This window comes from Citrobacter freundii complex sp. 2025EL-00176, assembly GCF_053309355.1.
The window spans coordinates 45188-60757 of record NZ_JBRYHT010000007.1 but is presented as its reverse complement, the minus strand read 5'-3'; the positions used below and the strand labels follow the sequence as shown (position 1 = coordinate 60757).

Below are 15570 nucleotides of genomic sequence, written 5' to 3'. Positions count from 1 at the left end.
CGGGAGAACGGCCATGAGTTTATTTGATAGAAAGCATCTCGTTACTCAAGCAGATGCCCTACCTGGACGCAACACCCCGATGCCAGTGGCAACGCTGCATGCGGTTAACCAACATTCGATGACCAACGTGCCCGACGGTATGGAAATAGCCCTTTTCGCCATGGGATGTTTCTGGGGCGTCGAGCGTTTATTCTGGTCATTACCCGGCGTGTACAGCACCGCAGCCGGATACACCGGCGGCTATACCCCTAACCCGACCTATCGGGAAGTCTGTTCTGGCAATACCGGGCATGCCGAAGCGGTACGCGTCGTCTATGACCCGCATGTTATCAGCTACGAGCAACTGCTGCAGGTGTTCTGGGAAAATCACGACCCGGCGCAAGGTATGCGTCAGGGGAACGACCAGGGTACGCAGTATCGTTCCGCTATTTATCCCTTAACGCCAGAGCAAAGCGCCGCGGCACAGGCCAGCCTTGAACGTTTTCAGGCGGCGATGACCGCCGCTGGCGACGAGCGCACCATTACAACGGAAATCAGTACGGCAACACCGTTCTATTATGCCGAAGACGATCACCAACAATATCTGCACAAAAATCCTTACGGCTACTGCGGAATTGGCGGGATTGGCGTGTGTTTGCCACCACAAGGATAAATTTCCCCCTCTGGCGACTTTACAGTACCTTACGCTATACTAGCTTCTGAATTTACCGGCTCACTTCCACGAGCCGGTTTTCAATGAATATTCCATTGGATTTATACTCTAAGGATTTCGAGTTGCAGGCAGGCGGCAAACTCGTGAATCCCCAGGAGCATAGAGAACTATGTGACTGGGGTGAATGAGTGCAGCTAACGCACCTGCAGCTTGAAAGACGACGAGTATCAACTTCTCCCTTCCGAGGATCTGACCCTAACGGTCGGATAAGATATGTTAAACAGTATTTTAGTCATTCTCTGCCTGATCGCCGTGAGTGCGTTTTTCTCGATATCCGAGATCTCGCTTGCCGCATCACGCAAAATCAAACTTAAACTGCTTGCCGATGACGGCAATGTGAACGCAATGCGTGTTTTGAAGATGCAGGAAAACCCCGGCATGTTTTTTACCGTGGTGCAGATTGGCCTTAACGCGGTCGCCATTCTCGGCGGTATCGTTGGTGATGCGGCCTTTTCCCCGGCGTTTTACAGCCTGTTCTCAAAGTACTTCTCTCCAGAGCTGTCCGAACAGTTAAGTTTTATTCTGTCCTTCTCACTGGTTACTGGCCTGTTCATCCTGTTCGCGGATTTAACCCCGAAACGCATCGGTATGATTGCGCCAGAAGCTGTGGCTTTGCGTATCATCAACCCGATGCGCTTCTGTCTGCTGGTCTTCCGCCCGCTGGTTTGGTTCTTTAACGGTCTGGCAAATAACATTTTCCGCCTGTTTAAAATTCCGATGGTGCGTAAAGATGACATCACGTCAGACGACATTTACGCCGTGGTCGAAGCCGGTGCTCTGGCGGGTGTTCTGCGCAAGCAGGAACATGAGCTGATTGAAAATGTGTTCGAACTGGAATCCCGCACCGTACCGTCTTCAATGACCTCGCGCGAGAACATTATCTGGTTCGATCTTCACGAAGATGAGCAGAGCCTGAAGAACAAAGTGGCGGAACATCCGCACTCCAAATTTCTGGTGTGTAACGAAGATATCGACCACATCATTGGCTATGTCGATTCAAAGGATCTCCTCAACCGCGTGCTGGCCAACCAGAGTATGGCGCTGAACAGCGGCGTGCAGATCCGCAACACGCTGATTGTCCCGGATACGCTGACGCTCTCTGAAGCGCTGGAAAGCTTCAAAACCGCAGGCGAAGATTTTGCCGTTATCATGAACGAGTATGCATTGGTGGTGGGGATTATCACGCTCAACGATGTGATGACGACGCTGATGGGCGATTTAGTCGGTCAGGGCCTGGAAGAACAGATCGTGGCGCGTGATGAAAACTCATGGTTAGTCGACGGCGGTACGCCGATTGATGACGTCATGCGCGTCCTGGATATCGACGAGTTCCCGCAGTCCGGCAACTATGAGACCATCGGCGGCTTTATGATGTTCATGTTGCGTAAAATCCCGAAACGCACCGACTCGGTGAAGTATTCAGGCTACAAATTTGAAGTGGTGGATATCGATAACTACAAGATCGATCAGTTGCTGGTGACGCGTCTGGACAGTAAACCTACCGTTCTGGTACCGAAACTGCCGGATGCGAAGGAAGAGGCAAAGGCGTCATAGCGCCTTGCAGAAACATCAACGGCTCCTGTCCTGGAGCCGTTTTTTTAACTACCGCATAGCACTTTGATCAAGCCATCTCAGTTTGCAGACGCAAGACCTGACGGTTAACTTCGGACATCACGGAAAAATGCAGTTTGTCCTTCACTTTTGGGATAAGAATCTTACCCTTATCAAATTCAAAAGCGCCTACATCCTTGATATATAACCGTCCACGAAACAGGATCTTCACGTACTTCGCCACCTGCAGCGGGTTGTATCGTTGGAAAATTTTCATTGTTGTCTCCTGCTGAGCATTACGCCTTTGCGGTACCACAATCGGTCCGACAATCCTCAGGCGCAAATTTTAATGCCCTATGACTATAGACTATCTCGTTGATGTTTCCAGCGTGTATAAGTTTATTTACCTTCCAGTTACAATTATTCAGAATTATCTTTTCAACGCTTCGCTGTCTTCAGTATAAGCCTTCGATTTTCGCAGGATTTGTGCGCCCGTCCGCAAACTGGCATCGCGCTTGCGGGAAAAAGCATCAATCGCACATATGATTAAATTCCAGGCCCAAGTGGTCGGATCACCTGCAAAATAAAGAAACAAGGAAAACCTATGACCTTACGAAAACTGCTGGCGCTGTCGTGCCTGCTGCTGCCGATGATTGCCTCCGCCCATAAGTTTGAGACTGACCAGCGTGTACCGCCGGTGGGGATCGCCGATCGCGGCGAACTGATTCTCGATAACGATAAGTTTAGCTACAAAAGTTGGAATAGCGCGCAACTGCCCGGCAAAGTACGCATTGTGCAACACATTGCCGGACGCACCTCCGCCAAAGAGAAGAACGCCACGCTAATCGAAGCCATCAAAGCGGCGAACCTGCCGCACGACAAATACCAGACCACCACTATCGTCAACACGGATGACGCCATTCCCGGCTCCGGTATGTTTGTGCGCAGCAGTCTGGAGAGCAACAAGAAGCTCTACCCATGGTCACAATTTATTGTCGACAGCAACGGCATTGCGCGTAAAGCCTGGCAACTGGATGAAGAAAGCTCCGCTATTGCGGTACTCGATAAGGACGGACGCGTACAGTGGGCAAAAGATGGCGCATTAACGCAGGAAGAGGTGCAGCAGGTGATTGCCCTGCTGCATAAATTGCTCAGTAAATAGAGACGCGGAAGCCGGGGTTGAGGAACGATTCACGTGGGGTGTAGTCCAGAGGTTTCCCCTGCCAGTCGTGAACGTGCGCTCCGGCTGCGGCGGCAACGGCGTGGCCGGCGGCGGTGTCCCAGACGTTAGTTGGCCCAAAACGCGGATACAGCTGCGCGTGCCCTTCCGCCACCAGGCAGAATTTTAGCGACGAGCCAATCGACGTAGTCTGGTGTTCGCCCAGTTGTTGCAGATACTCTTTTAACTCATTGTCGGCATGCGAACGGCTAATCACCACCAGCGGTGGACGCGCGTCACGTACCTGAATTTGTTTGCGCACGCCGCACTCTTCTTTCCACGCTTTGCCTTCTGCCGCGCTGTACATCACCTTCATCACTGGCGCGTAAACCACGCCAAGTACCGGCTTTCCCTGCTCAATCAGCGCAATATTAACGGTAAATTCACCGTTACGTTTAATGAACTCTTTGGTGCCGTCCAACGGATCGACCAGCCAGTAGCGCTGCCAGTGCTGGCGAACATCCCAGCCAGGAGGGGCTTCTTCAGACAGAACCGGAATATCCGGCGTCAGCGCCTGTAATCCTTCGAGGATCACCGTGTGCGCAGCGATATCCGCCGCCGTGACCGGAGAATCATCCTGCTTGCTGGTAATCTCCATCGGTTTGATTCCATCGTAGACCTGCATAATGGCATCGCCCGCGTTCCGTGCAAGCTGGCATACATGTTCTAACATTCTCCACCTCGTTTGTCAGTGGTGTTAACTCGTTGTTTTACTTATACCCGATCGTCAGCGGATCCGCCAACTGTGATAGCGTTTGCGGTTTTAAACGCTATATTCATGTCATGATTCACAGTTCTGTAAGCAAGAAGATTTATATACATTTTCTTTTGTGGCTTAGATCTTAAAAGGATGCCCCTGATGATTAAGTTTAGTGCAACGCTTCTGGCAACGCTGATTGCAGCCAGCGTGAATGCCGCGACCGTCGATCTGCGTATAATGGAAACCACTGATTTGCATAGCAATATGATGGATTTCGATTATTACAAAGATACGCCGACTGAAAAATTTGGCCTGGTGCGTACGGCAAGTCTGATCAACGCCGCGCGTGGTGAAGTCAAAAACAGCGTGCTGGTTGATAACGGCGATCTGATTCAGGGCAGCCCGCTCGGGGATTACATGGCGGCCAAAGGGCTGAAAGCGGGCGAAATTCACCCGGTATATAAGGCGCTCAATACGCTGGATTACGCGGTGGGTAACCTCGGCAACCATGAATTCAACTACGGTCTGGAGTATTTGCACAACGCTCTGGCCGGGGCGAAGTTCCCCTACGTTAACGCCAATATCATCGACGTTAAGACCAAAAAGCCGCTGTTTACGCCTTATTTGATCAAAGATACTGAGGTGGTCGACCAGGAAGGTAACAAGCAGACGCTGAAAATTGGCTATATCGGCTTCGTGCCACCGCAGATTATGACCTGGGATAAAGCCAACCTCAGCGGCAAAGTGACGGTAAACGATATTACCGAAACCGCGCGTAAGTATGTGCCGGAAATGCGGAAAAAAGGTGCTGATGTCGTGGTGGTGGTTGCTCACTCCGGGCTTTCTGCCGACCCGTATCAAACGATGGCGGAAAACTCCGTTTATTATCTTAGTGAAGTACCGGGCGTGGATGCCATTATGTTTGGTCATGCCCACGCCGTCTTCCCGGGTAAAGATTTTGCCAACATTAAAGGCGCTGATATTACAAAAGGTACGCTCAATGGCGTGCCGGCGGTGATGCCGGGCATGTGGGGCGATCATCTGGGCGTCGTGGATTTGGTACTGAATAACGACAGCGGTAAATGGCAGGTCAGCCAGGCGAAAGCCGAGGCACGCCCCATTTATGACGCCGCGGCGAAAAAATCACTGGCAGCAGAAGACAAAAAAATCGTTGAGATCCTGAAAGCCGATCACGATGCCACACGTGAGTTTGTCAGCAAACCGATCGGTAAATCAGCCGACAACATGTACAGCTATCTGGCGCTGGTACAGGATGATCCGACCGTGCAGGTGGTGAATAACGCACAGAAAGCGTATGTGGAACACTTTATCCAGGGCGATCCGGACCTGGCAAAATTGCCGGTACTTTCTGCGGCCGCGCCGTTTAAGGTCGGTGGACGCAAGAACGATCCGGCCAGCTTTGTCGAAGTCGAAAAAGGCCAGTTAACCTTCCGTAACGCCGCTGATTTGTATCTTTATCCCAACACCCTGGTGGTAGTGAAAGCCAGCGGCAAAGAGGTGAAAGAGTGGCTGGAATGTTCCGCCGGGCAGTTTAATCAAATTGATATTCACAGCAGCAAGCCGCAGTCGCTAATTAACTGGGATGGATTCCGTACTTATAACTTTGACGTGATCGACGGCGTGAATTATCAAATTGATGTGTCACAGCCCGCCCGCTATGACGGCGAGTGCCAGGCCATCAATCCGAAAGCGGAGCGGATTAAGAATCTGACCTTTAACGGTAAGCCGGTCGATCCTAACGCCACTTTCCTCGTCGCGACCAACAACTATCGCGCCTACGGCGGTAAGTTTGCCGGAACTGGAGACAGCCACATCGCGTTTGCGTCACCAGATGATAACCGCTCGGTACTGGTGGCATGGATAGGTGCTCAGACGAAGAGCGCAGGCGAAATTCACCCGGCGGCAGATAACAACTGGCGTCTGGCGCCGATTCACAGTGATACGCCACTGGATATTCGCTTTGAAACATCACCGTCTGAGAAAGCCGCGGCGTTTATCAAAGAGAAAGGGCAATATCCGCTGAAAAAAGTCGCGACCGATGATATCGGCTTTGCCATTTATCAGTTGGATTTGAGTAAGTAAAAACCTGCCGGGTGGCGGCTTCGCCTTACCCGGCCTACGCGCGAGACCGCTTTGTAGGCCGGATAAGCGCAGCGCCATCCGGCACATCGTTCACGCCGGGATCCGTTGCGCCAAAACCTGCGGCAAATTCAGTTCTATCCAGTCCGCCAGCGCGGCGACTTTATCGCTCACCTGCTCACCCAACGGCGTCAGGCTATATTCCACGTGCGGCGGCACCACCGGATAAGACACCCGATTGATAAACCCGTCCTGCTCCAGCGCCTGCAGCGATTGCGCCAGCATTTTTTCACTGACGCCGCCCATCTTCCGGCGCAAATCGCTAAAGCGGTGGGTACCATCGCGCAGCGCCACCAGAATTAACACGCCCCAGCGGCTGGTGACGTGTTTTAACACCTCGCGGGAGGGACACTGTTCGGCAAACAAATTGCCGTCGCGTAATTGTTGGGAGAGGGTCGACGCTGTCATTTTCATACTAACCTTTTTGTATGTACTTACTAAAAGTAAGTTTAAGTGTTAGCGTGATTAAACACAAGACCAATACCAAGGAGTCACCCCATGATCGCAATTACCGGCGCCACCGGCCAACTGGGCCAACACGTTATTGAATCTCTACTGAAAACCGTTCCTGCCAGCCAGATTGTGGCTATCGTGCGTAATCCCGCTAAAGCGACGGCGCTTAGCCAGCAGGGCATTACCGTTCGTCAGGCGGATTACAGCGATGAAGCCGCCTTTACGACGGCTTTACAGGGTATCGACAAGCTGCTGCTGATCTCTTCCAGCGAAGTGGGACAACGTGCCCCACAGCATCGCAACGTGATTAACGCAGCAAAGGCTGCTCACGTGAAATTTATCGCCTACACCAGTCTGCTGCACGCCGACACCTCCCCGCTGGGGCTGGCTGATGAGCATGTGGCGACCGAGAAGATGCTGGCTGAATCCGGTATCGCCTACGCGCTGCTGCGTAACGGCTGGTACACCGAAAACTATCTCGCCAGCGCGCCGGCGGCACTGGAACACGGCGTCTTTATTGGGGCCGCGGGAGAAGGCAAAATCGCCTCGGCAACCCGTGCTGACTATGCCGCTGCCGCCGCGCGCGTCATCAGTGAAGAGGGGCACGCCGGTAAAACCTACGAACTGGCGGGCGACGCAGGCTGGACCCTAAGCCAGTTGGCTGCCGAGCTGGCAACACAGAGCGGTAAAAAAGTGGTGTATCAGAACCTGAGCGAAGCTGATTTTGCCGCGGCGCTGAAAGGCTTTGGTCTGCCCGCCGGTCTGGCGGACATGCTGGCTGATTCTGATGTCGGCGCCTCTAAAGGCGGTCTGTTCGATGACAGCCATACGTTGAGCAAACTGATTGGTCGCCCAACCACATCGTTGGCTGACAGCGTCAAAGGCATCGTGTAAGTGTTAAAAATTAGTTAATTGTGGTGGCATCCCCACGCATCCTCTCTGATAATGACAGGATGATGCGTGGGGAGAGAAAACGTGCAAGGTGTACCTGAGCAGTTTATTGATGAGAAAGACAGCGCCCGCTTTCGCCATCTGGCGCAGGTGCCGGGCGTTGAGCTGTATCATGCGCATATATCACGTTACGCCTTTGAGCCGCACACCCATGAAGCGTTTGGCATTGGCGCGATAGAAGCCGGAGCCGAACGTTTTCGCTATCGCGGTACGCAGTACGTCGCACCCGCCCATTCTGTCGTCACCATGAATCCCGATGAACTGCATACTGGCGAAGCCGAAACCGCCGACGGCTGGCGCTATCGGATGATCTACCTTGAGCCCGATCTTCTGGAAGAGGTCACCGGGATCCGCCACTGGTGGTTTCATGACGTCACGCGTCACGATCCGCTGCGCTCGCGGCAGATCTGCTCGCTGATCCATGGCCTGTGGAACACGGAGGATGCGCTGGCGCAAAAAGGGTTGTTGCTCGATCTGATCGATACGTTCCAGCCGCTGGCTCGCCATGCGCCAATATCTGCAGAGGGGGCGCATCGCTTTGAACGGGTACGCGAGTATCTGCATGATAATTACATGCACCCGATAACGCTCGACGAACTGGCGCGGGTGGCCTCACTGAGTCCCTGGCATTTTCAACGCCAGTTTAAATCTCATTTCCACGTTACGCCGCACCAAATGCTGATGGCCATTCGCCTGTGGCGAGCCAAAGGTTTTCTCACTCACGGAATGCCCGCCGCAGAGGTAGCCGCCGCCACCGGTTTGACCGACCAGTCGCATCTCACCCGCGCGTTTACCCATCGCTACGGCATTACGCCGGTACGTTATCAGAAGCAGGTTTATTCGCGCTAATGCGCAATCTCATACAATACGGCTGTGCTCTCCCTGCCTACACTCAACGCAATGTTTAATGATGTGGATGTTAACAATGATTAGCGGCGTGCTGTACGCCCTACTGGCAGGGCTGATGTGGGGATTAATTTTTGTCGGGCCGCTGATCGTGCCGGAATACCCGGCGGTGTTGCAGTCGATGGGACGCTATCTGGCGCTGGGGTTGATCGCGTTGCCGATCGCCTGGCTGGGACGCGCGCGTCTGCGCCAACTGACGCGTAAAGACTGGATAACGGCGCTGGCGCTAACGATGATGGGTAACCTGATTTATTACGTTTGCCTGGCCAGCGCCATCCAGCGTACCGGCGCGCCGGTATCAACGATGATTATTGGTACATTGCCGGTGGTGATCCCGGTCTTCGCCAACCTGCTCTATAGCCAGCGTGACGGCAAACTATCCTGGTGGCGTCTGTCGCCTGCGCTGATATTGATTGCCATTGGCCTGCTGTGCGTGAATATCTCGGAACTGAATCAGGGATTACCCGATTTTAGCGGCTGGCGTTATGGCTCCGGTATTGTACTGGCGCTTGTCTCGGTGGTGTGCTGGGCGTGGTATGCGCTGCGTAATGCCCGCTGGCTGCGCGAGAATCCAGATAAGCACCCAATGATGTGGGCGACGGCTCAGGCGCTGGTGACGCTGCCCGTTTCTCTGCTGGGGTATATTGCAGCGTGTCTGTGGCTGCATGGGCAAACGCCAGGTTTTGCCCTGCCCTTCGGCCCGCGTCCGGATGTGTTTATCGGTCTGATGATAGCCATTGCGGTATTGTGTTCGTGGGTGGGTGCCCTGTGCTGGAACGTTGCCAGCCAGAAGCTGCCGACGGTGATTCTCGGCCCGCTGATAGTTTTCGAAACGCTGGCCGGTCTGTTGTATACCTTTATGCTGCGCCAGGATTTTCCGCCGCTGCTGACGCTAAGCGGGATTGCGCTGCTGGTAATAGGCGTGGTAATTGCTGTGCGGTCAAAACCGCAGAAACCGGCGGTAGTGCCGGTTTCTGGGGATGCCTGATGGCGCTGCGCTTATCAGGCCTACAAGGACTGTACGATCTCATGTAGGCCGGATAAGGCGTTTACGCCGCCATCCGGCGCGACAATTTAAATACCGCCACGGTCTTGTTCAGTCGTGCTGCCTGCTCTTCAAGCGCGGCGGCGGCGGAAGCGGACTCCTCCACCAGCGAGGCGTTTTGCTGCGTCACGCGATCCATCTCGGCAACGGCCTGACCTACCTGATCGATACCCCGGCTCTGTTCATCAGAAGCCGAGGCAATTTCGCCCATAATGTCGGTCACACGGGTCACGGCGCTGACAATCTCCGCCATCGTTTCGCCCGCTTCATGCACCAGCGCCGTACCGGCATTGACCCGATTACCCGAGTCATCAATCAGCGCCTTAATCTCTTTTGCCGCCTGAGCACTACGCTGCGCCAGGGTACGAACTTCGCCAGCGACCACGGCAAAACCACGTCCCTGCTCGCCCGCACGCGCCGCTTCTACCGCCGCGTTCAGCGCCAGAATATTGGTCTGGAAGGCAATGCCGTCGATAACAGAGGTAATTTGCGCGATTTTGCTGGAACTGGTGGCGATCTCATCCATTGTATGCACCACGCCATCAACTACGGCTCCGCCTTTCTGCGCCGTCTGTGAGGCGTTTTTTGCCAGACTGGTCGCCTGACGCGCGTTATCTGCGTTCTGCTTCACGGTGGCGGTGAGTTGTTCCATGCTGGCCGCGGTCTCTTCCAGAGAGGCGGCCTGCTGCTCGGTACGTGAAGAGAGATCGTTACTGCCTGCGGCAATTTCACCCGCGCCGGTGTAGATAGTATCTGCCCCGTCACGCACCACGCTGACCGTATTTGCCAGCGCCTGTTGCATGTCACGCACATTACTTGCCAGCAGCGCCATTTCATTGCTGCCATCGGCGTTGATGCTATGCGTCAGATCACCCGCAGCGATGTGGCGAATATGTCCCATCACCTCGTGGAGCGGCTTGAGCAACACGCGCTGCATCGCCAGCCAACTGGCGACAATCACGGTAACAACAGTCAGCATCACGGCAGACAACAGCCAGATTATCTGGCGGTAATCACTTTCATTGTCCTGCACGCCGGCATTGGCCAACGCCGTTTGCGCGGTACGCCATTCCCGATACACTTCCTGCATGGCCGTCTGTTTTTGCTCAGCATTCTGCTTGAACATCTCTTCCAGCTTACCTTCAGCCAGCAGCGCGTTCATTTTAGTCAGCGTCGCAGAATAGATGCCGTACTGTTCTTCCAGTCGATCGGCCAGACGCTCATCCAGCCCCGGCGTTTCTGGCAGGGCGTAATATTTATCGTAATGCTCTTTCGACTCGGCCAGCAGACGATTTGCCGTGTTCACCAGCTCTTTCAACTGACCACCGTTGATCTCGCTGGCCATCGTTCCCTGTAAACGCAGCATACCCCGGTTGAGCGTGACGCGAGCCTGGTTCAGGCTAATCCACGCATCGGTAAATTCAGCCACGTTCTGGCTGGAAAGCTGAGAGACATTAAAGTTCTGTTTATCGTTATTGAGTGCGCCAATAAAGACGCCTGCGGAGATGAGCTGCATCGCGCCCAGCGCGAGTAACACGGTGATAAGTAAGGTTATCACTTTGATTCGTTTGAACATCTGTTGCCTTTTATTATGCAGGTATTGTCTGAGGTCTAACTATCGGCAGCGGCGTGCGCTTATTTAATTCTCTGGCGCAGCTTTTTTCGCCGTATCTCTCCTTTCCAATAAGATTCAGCACCTTAACGAAATAAGAAATTTTCGTGACGCTCATCACAAAACACCCCACCCCGAAAGGGTTATAGCCTTCCCTATAAGTTGCATTTAAAATACACCTTATATTATTGAGAATGAGGTAATGGCAATGTCTTATCGCGATCAACCTTTAGGTGAACTGGCGCTCTCTATTCCTCGCGCTTCGGCCCTGTTTCGTAAATACGATATGGATTACTGCTGCGGCGGTAAGCAAACGCTGGCACGCGCTGCCGCACGTAAAGAGCTGGATTTAGACGTTATTGAGGCGCAGCTCGCGCAGCTGGCTGAACAGCCACTGGAGAAAGACTGGCGTACCGTGGCGCTGGCTGAAATCATCGACCATATCATCGTGCGTTATCACGACAGACACCGCGAACAGCTGCCGGAGCTGATCCTGCAGGCCACTAAAGTTGAACGCGTTCACGCAGACAAACCGAACGTACCGCGCGGCCTGGCGAAGAACCTGAGCATGCTGCATGAAGAACTGTCCAGCCACATGATGAAGGAAGAGCAGATCCTGTTCCCGATGATTAAACAGGGCATGGGTAGCCAGGCGATGGGACCAATCAGCGTGATGGAAAGCGAGCATGACGATGCCGGTGAACTGGTCGAAGTGATCAAACACATCACCCACAACGTGACGCCACCGCCAGAAGCCTGCACCACCTGGAAAGCTATGTATAACGGCATTAACGAGATGATCGACGACCTGATGGAACACATCAGTCTGGAAAATAATGTATTGTTCCCGCGTGCCCTCGCAGGTGAATAAAAAAGGCGCCCGAGAGCGCCTTCCTGAAGTCCGAATTCGGCCACTGCTTATGTGGCCTTTTTTGTGTCAGAACATAGGCCTGATAAGCGAAGCCGCATCAGGCAATCCCGGCGGCATATTGCCGGATGCGGCGTAAATGCCTTATCCGGCCTACATCTCACGTCTTAGCGATTAACGCGTACCTGCCATACGTTTCTTGCCGATAAACAACCAGCCCAGACCCAGCGCGATGAACCACAGCGGCGTCACGATCAGCGCCTGGCGGGTATCATCTTCCAGCGTCAGCAGTACCAGTACGAAGACGAAGAACGCCATACATACCCAGCACATCAGTTTGCCGAGCGGCATCTTGTAGATTGATGTTTCATGCAGGTGCGGACGCTGCTTGCGGTACACCAGGTACGAGCAAAGAATGATGGTCCAGACGAACATGAACAGAATCGCCGACACGGTAGTGATCATGGTGAACGCGCCAATCACGCTCGGATTCACATACAGCATCACCACGCCGCCCAACAGGCAGATACAGGAGAAGGTTAAACCTTTCGCCGGAACCGCGCGCTTAGAGAGTTTGGCAAACGCTTTCGGCGCCACGCCTTCCTGCGCCAGACCAAACAGCATACGGCTGGTAGAGAACACGCCGCTGTTTGCGGAAGAGGCGGCAGAAGTTAGTACCACAAAGTTGATCAGGCTCGCCGCAGCGGGCAGACCGACCAGGACAAACAGTTCAACGAATGGGCTCTTGGTTGGCACCACCGAGCTCCACGGCGTGACGGACATAATCACAATCAGCGCGAAAACGTAGAACATGATGATACGGATCGGGATCGAGTTAATGGCGCGCGGCAGAGATTTCTCCGGGTCTTTGGTTTCCGCAGCGGTTGTCCCCACCAGTTCAATGCCCACAAACGCGAACACCGCAATCTGGAAGCCGGCAAAGAAGCCGCTCAGCCCTTTCGGGAACCAGCCACCGTCATTCCACAGATGCGTGAACGATGCCTGAACGCCAGTAGGCGACTGGAAGTGCGTCAGCACCATCACCAGGCCGACGACAATCAGACCGATAATGGCAACGATTTTGATCATCGCAAACCAGAACTCCATCTCACCGAACATTTTTACCGTGGCGAGGTTGAGGCTCAGCAGCAGCACGATCACCGCCAGCGAGGCGACCCAGTCTGAGAGTTCGGGGAACCAGAATTGCGCATACGCCGTAATGGCGACAACGTCTGCCATCCCGGTAACAACCCAGCAGAACCAGTAAGTCCAACCGGTAAAATACCCGGCCCATGGTCCGAGCAGGTCGGAGGCAAAATCACTAAAGGATTTGTACTCCAGATTCGAGAGCAGCAACTCTCCCATTGCGCGCATCACGAAAAACAGCATGAAACCGATGATCATATACACAAAGATGATCGACGGTCCGGCGAGACTAATGGTTTTACCGGAGCCCATAAACAGGCCGGTACCGATAGCGCCGCCAATGGCAATAAGTTGAATATGACGGTTTGTGAGATTGCGCCGTAGCGACTGTTCAGACGAAGCCTCTTCTGCGGCTTCGACTTTTACCTGATCTACCATGTTTTTTCTTCCTGTACCTGTCTGTGTTGTTCAGGCTCTACGGCCTTTAGTGTGTCTATGATACGACGATCCTGTTAGCAGGACTCATCGATATTAGGTAAGAATTGGCGGGATGAATACTAAGATTTAGATATAATGTTAATTTAATGTTTAAAGTGAGTGTCATATCACTCTGATAGCGCGAATCAGCTCACAAAAATACACGCTGGTGAGGCATTTGCAAGATAAAATATCGACAACGGCGTAACTATAGCTTTTCACGCTATTTCTTTGCTCCCCCCAGCCTCGGGGGGAACAGAAGTCACTGCTTACAGGATCTCAAGCAGTTCAACGTCGAAGACCAGCGTGCTGAACGGAGGAATGGACGCGCCAGCGCCACGCTCGCCGTAAGCCAGTTCCTGAGGAATAGTCAGTTCCCATTTGGAACCTACCGGCATCAGAGTCAGCGCTTCAATCCAGCCTGGAATTACGCCGTTAACCGGGAATTCAGCCGGTTCGCCACGTGCGACAGAGCTGTCAAACACGGTACCGTCGATCAGTTTACCGGTGTAGTGCACGCGAACGCGGTCGGTGCGTGCCGGGATAGCGCCTTCGCCCTGAGTCAGAACACGGAACTGCAAACCGGATTCAGTGCTGTTCACACCCTCTTTCTCACGGTTTTCTTCCAGATATTTAACGCCATCAGCGGCCATCGCCTGGAAACGCTCGCGACGAACGGCATCAGCACGTTCGTGGATTTCACGCAGTGCGCGATGCACAACATCAACAGGCACTGCCGGATGCTTGCCTTCCAGCGCGTCAGCGATACCCGCTACCAGCGCTTCAGGTAACAGCCCTTCCAGACCGGATTCGCTCAGCTGCTGTCCTACCTGCAAACCAATGCCGTAGCTTGCTTGCGCTTCGATAGTGTCAAAAGTCGGGGTAGCCATCATATTTCCTTTCATCGGATGTAAAGTAGCGGGCAGCATATCAGCCATGCCGCATCCGGTAAAACTTTGTCTCGGGAACTGATGACAAATCGCGAGGAAAAAGAAACAATGACTATTGTCCGCATGAATGTCACGAAAGCGGGTACCCGAACAAGTATCATAGAGTTAGCGATCTATACTCTATGACTGAGGAACGAGACGCGGAGCAGGAGGAAAGCCATGCCCGGGCGCTTTGAATTAAAACCAACCCTGGCGAAAATCTGGCATGCACCGGACAATTTTCGCATTATGGACCCGCTGCCGCCGATGCACCGCCGTGGCATTATTGCTGCGGCTATCGTGCTGGTGATAGGTTTCCTGCTCCCTTCCAGCGACACCAGCGATGCACCAGTGGTCGCGCGTACTGCTCAGTTGGATTTGCAGTCGCAGTCACAGCCGCCGACAGAGGCCCAGCTTCAGGCACAGCTGGTCACCCCGCAAAACGATCCTGGCCAGGTCGCGCCGGTAGCGCCGGAGCCCATCCAGGAAGGGGAACCAGACGCACAGCCACAGGCCCAGCAATCACAGCCGCAGACGCAACCTTTCCAGCCGGATAGCGGGATTGACCAGCAGTGGCGTTCCTACCGCGTAGATTCGGGCAAAACGCTGGCCCAGGTATTCCGTGACCACAATCTCCCGCCAACCGATGTGTACGCCATGGCGCAGGTAGAAGGTGCCGGAAAACCGCTGAGCAATCTGAAAGACGGACAGATGGTGCAGATCAGGCAGAACGCCAATGGCGTAGTGACAGGATTAACCATTGATACCGGAAATGGCCAGCAGGTCCTGTTTACCCGCCAGCCTAACGGCAGTTTTATTCGCGCCCGTTAGCCAGCACGCG

At 53.8% G+C, this 15570-nt stretch carries 15 protein-coding genes; 9 read left to right on the top strand and 6 right to left on the bottom strand.

Translation table 11 applies throughout. From position 1 onward, the window contains the following. Nucleotides 1-13 precede the first annotated feature (13 nt). Both msrA and ACVXHP_RS14835 read left to right on the top strand, forming a co-directional pair. Nucleotides 14-652, top strand: coding sequence for a peptide-methionine (S)-S-oxide reductase MsrA (msrA, locus tag ACVXHP_RS14840; protein WP_200008222.1), 639 nt, complete (start codon nt 14-16; stop codon nt 650-652). Between the two features lie 273 nt (nt 653-925). Continuing rightward, nucleotides 926-2266 (top strand): hemolysin family protein, encoded by a 1341-nt coding sequence (locus tag ACVXHP_RS14835; protein WP_200008220.1) that lies wholly within the window; start codon nt 926-928, stop codon nt 2264-2266. A gap of 67 nt (nt 2267-2333) precedes the next feature. Here the strand turns inward: ACVXHP_RS14835 and ACVXHP_RS14830 are convergent, their stop codons facing one another. After that, a complete protein-coding gene (locus ACVXHP_RS14830; RefSeq protein WP_003025710.1) occupies nt 2334-2540 on the bottom strand; it encodes a DUF1107 domain-containing protein in 207 nt (68 codons plus the stop codon). 327 nt (nt 2541-2867) lie between these two features. On the opposite strand from ACVXHP_RS14830, the gene ACVXHP_RS14825 reads away from it, so the two are divergent. Next, complete coding sequence (locus ACVXHP_RS14825; RefSeq protein WP_048215073.1) at nt 2868-3425, top strand: YtfJ family protein; 558 nt, start codon at nt 2868-2870, stop codon at nt 3423-3425. Here the strand turns inward: ACVXHP_RS14825 and cysQ are convergent. Next, nucleotides 3415-4155, bottom strand: a complete 741-nt coding sequence (gene cysQ, locus ACVXHP_RS14820) for a 3'(2'),5'-bisphosphate nucleotidase CysQ (protein ID WP_137371450.1) — start codon at nt 4153-4155, stop codon at nt 3415-3417. The genes ACVXHP_RS14825 and cysQ overlap by 11 nt on opposite strands. A 186-nt stretch (nt 4156-4341) precedes the next feature. Here cysQ and ACVXHP_RS14815 point away from each other — a divergent pair, with 186 nt between their 5' ends. Beyond that, nucleotides 4342-6285, top strand: coding sequence for a bifunctional 2',3'-cyclic-nucleotide 2'-phosphodiesterase/3'-nucleotidase (locus tag ACVXHP_RS14815; protein WP_447571724.1), 1944 nt, complete (start codon nt 4342-4344; stop codon nt 6283-6285). Nucleotides 6286-6375: 90 nt separating this feature from the next. On the opposite strand, the gene ACVXHP_RS14810 is transcribed toward ACVXHP_RS14815, so the two are convergent. After that, the gene (locus tag ACVXHP_RS14810; RefSeq protein ID WP_316128883.1) at nt 6376-6750 is read right to left on the bottom strand and encodes a winged helix-turn-helix transcriptional regulator; all 375 of its coding nucleotides are present in this window, start codon (nt 6748-6750) and stop codon (nt 6376-6378) included. A gap of 90 nt (nt 6751-6840) precedes the next feature. Here ACVXHP_RS14810 and ACVXHP_RS14805 point away from each other — a divergent pair, with 90 nt between their 5' ends. From ACVXHP_RS14805 to ACVXHP_RS14795, 3 genes are all read left to right on the top strand, one after another. Further along, nucleotides 6841-7689 carry an SDR family oxidoreductase gene (locus ACVXHP_RS14805; protein WP_200008216.1) on the top strand — a complete coding sequence of 283 codons (849 nt, stop codon included), beginning with the start codon at nt 6841-6843 and terminating at the stop codon, nt 7687-7689. Between the two features lie 81 nt (nt 7690-7770). Next, nucleotides 7771-8595, top strand: coding sequence for an AraC family transcriptional regulator (locus ACVXHP_RS14800; RefSeq protein WP_304702484.1), 825 nt, complete (start codon nt 7771-7773; stop codon nt 8593-8595). Between the two features lie 76 nt (nt 8596-8671). Next, nucleotides 8672-9640: a DMT family transporter gene (locus ACVXHP_RS14795; protein WP_447571791.1), complete on the top strand. Its 969-nt coding sequence runs from the start codon at nt 8672-8674 to the stop codon at nt 9638-9640. A gap of 61 nt (nt 9641-9701) precedes the next feature. Here the strand turns inward: ACVXHP_RS14795 and ACVXHP_RS14790 are convergent, their stop codons facing one another. Next, a complete protein-coding gene (locus ACVXHP_RS14790; RefSeq protein ID WP_447571723.1) occupies nt 9702-11273 on the bottom strand; it encodes a methyl-accepting chemotaxis protein in 1572 nt (523 codons plus the stop codon). A gap of 244 nt (nt 11274-11517) precedes the next feature. Here ACVXHP_RS14790 and ytfE point away from each other — a divergent pair, with 244 nt between their 5' ends. Further along, a complete protein-coding gene (gene ytfE, locus ACVXHP_RS14785) occupies nt 11518-12180 on the top strand; it encodes an iron-sulfur cluster repair protein YtfE (RefSeq protein ID WP_079225626.1) in 663 nt (220 codons plus the stop codon). 171 nt (nt 12181-12351) lie between these two features. Here ytfE and cycA read toward each other — a convergent pair whose 3' ends face one another. Together cycA and fklB are read right to left on the bottom strand one after the other, a co-directional pair. Next, nucleotides 12352-13761 (bottom strand): D-serine/D-alanine/glycine transporter, encoded by a 1410-nt coding sequence (gene cycA / locus ACVXHP_RS14780; RefSeq protein WP_447571722.1) that lies wholly within the window; start codon nt 13759-13761, stop codon nt 12352-12354. Nucleotides 13762-14069: 308 nt separating this feature from the next. Next, nucleotides 14070-14690: an FKBP-type peptidyl-prolyl cis-trans isomerase gene (gene fklB, locus ACVXHP_RS14775; protein WP_038642968.1), complete on the bottom strand. Its 621-nt coding sequence runs from the start codon at nt 14688-14690 to the stop codon at nt 14070-14072. A gap of 219 nt (nt 14691-14909) precedes the next feature. On the opposite strand from fklB, the gene ACVXHP_RS14770 reads away from it, so the two are divergent. Then, the gene (locus tag ACVXHP_RS14770; RefSeq protein ID WP_316128887.1) at nt 14910-15560 is read left to right on the top strand and encodes an OapA family protein; all 651 of its coding nucleotides are present in this window, start codon (nt 14910-14912) and stop codon (nt 15558-15560) included. Nucleotides 15561-15570 lie beyond the last annotated feature (10 nt).

Excerpts from the sequence above, each read along its gene's own strand:
- msrA (WP_200008222.1), top strand. The coding sequence starts at position 14 with ATGAGTTTATTTGATAGAAAGCATCTCGTTACTCAAGCAGATGCCCTA.
- ACVXHP_RS14835 (WP_200008220.1), top strand. The coding sequence starts at position 926 with ATGTTAAACAGTATTTTAGTCATTCTCTGCCTGATCGCCGTGAGTGCG.
- ACVXHP_RS14830 (WP_003025710.1), bottom strand. The coding sequence starts at position 2,540 with ATGAAAATTTTCCAACGATACAACCCGCTGCAGGTGGCGAAGTACGTG.
- ACVXHP_RS14825 (WP_048215073.1), top strand. The coding sequence starts at position 2,868 with ATGACCTTACGAAAACTGCTGGCGCTGTCGTGCCTGCTGCTGCCGATG.
- cysQ (WP_137371450.1), bottom strand. The coding sequence starts at position 4,155 with ATGTTAGAACATGTATGCCAGCTTGCACGGAACGCGGGCGATGCCATT.
- ACVXHP_RS14815 (WP_447571724.1), top strand. The coding sequence starts at position 4,342 with ATGATTAAGTTTAGTGCAACGCTTCTGGCAACGCTGATTGCAGCCAGC.
- ACVXHP_RS14810 (WP_316128883.1), bottom strand. The coding sequence starts at position 6,750 with ATGACAGCGTCGACCCTCTCCCAACAATTACGCGACGGCAATTTGTTT.
- ACVXHP_RS14805 (WP_200008216.1), top strand. The coding sequence starts at position 6,841 with ATGATCGCAATTACCGGCGCCACCGGCCAACTGGGCCAACACGTTATT.
- ACVXHP_RS14795 (WP_447571791.1), top strand. The coding sequence starts at position 8,672 with ATGATTAGCGGCGTGCTGTACGCCCTACTGGCAGGGCTGATGTGGGGA.
- ACVXHP_RS14790 (WP_447571723.1), bottom strand. The coding sequence starts at position 11,273 with ATGTTCAAACGAATCAAAGTGATAACCTTACTTATCACCGTGTTACTC.
- ytfE (WP_079225626.1), top strand. The coding sequence starts at position 11,518 with ATGTCTTATCGCGATCAACCTTTAGGTGAACTGGCGCTCTCTATTCCT.
- cycA (WP_447571722.1), bottom strand. The coding sequence starts at position 13,761 with ATGGTAGATCAGGTAAAAGTCGAAGCCGCAGAAGAGGCTTCGTCTGAA.
- fklB (WP_038642968.1), bottom strand. The coding sequence starts at position 14,690 with ATGGCTACCCCGACTTTTGACACTATCGAAGCGCAAGCAAGCTACGGC.
- ACVXHP_RS14770 (WP_316128887.1), top strand. The coding sequence starts at position 14,910 with ATGCCCGGGCGCTTTGAATTAAAACCAACCCTGGCGAAAATCTGGCAT.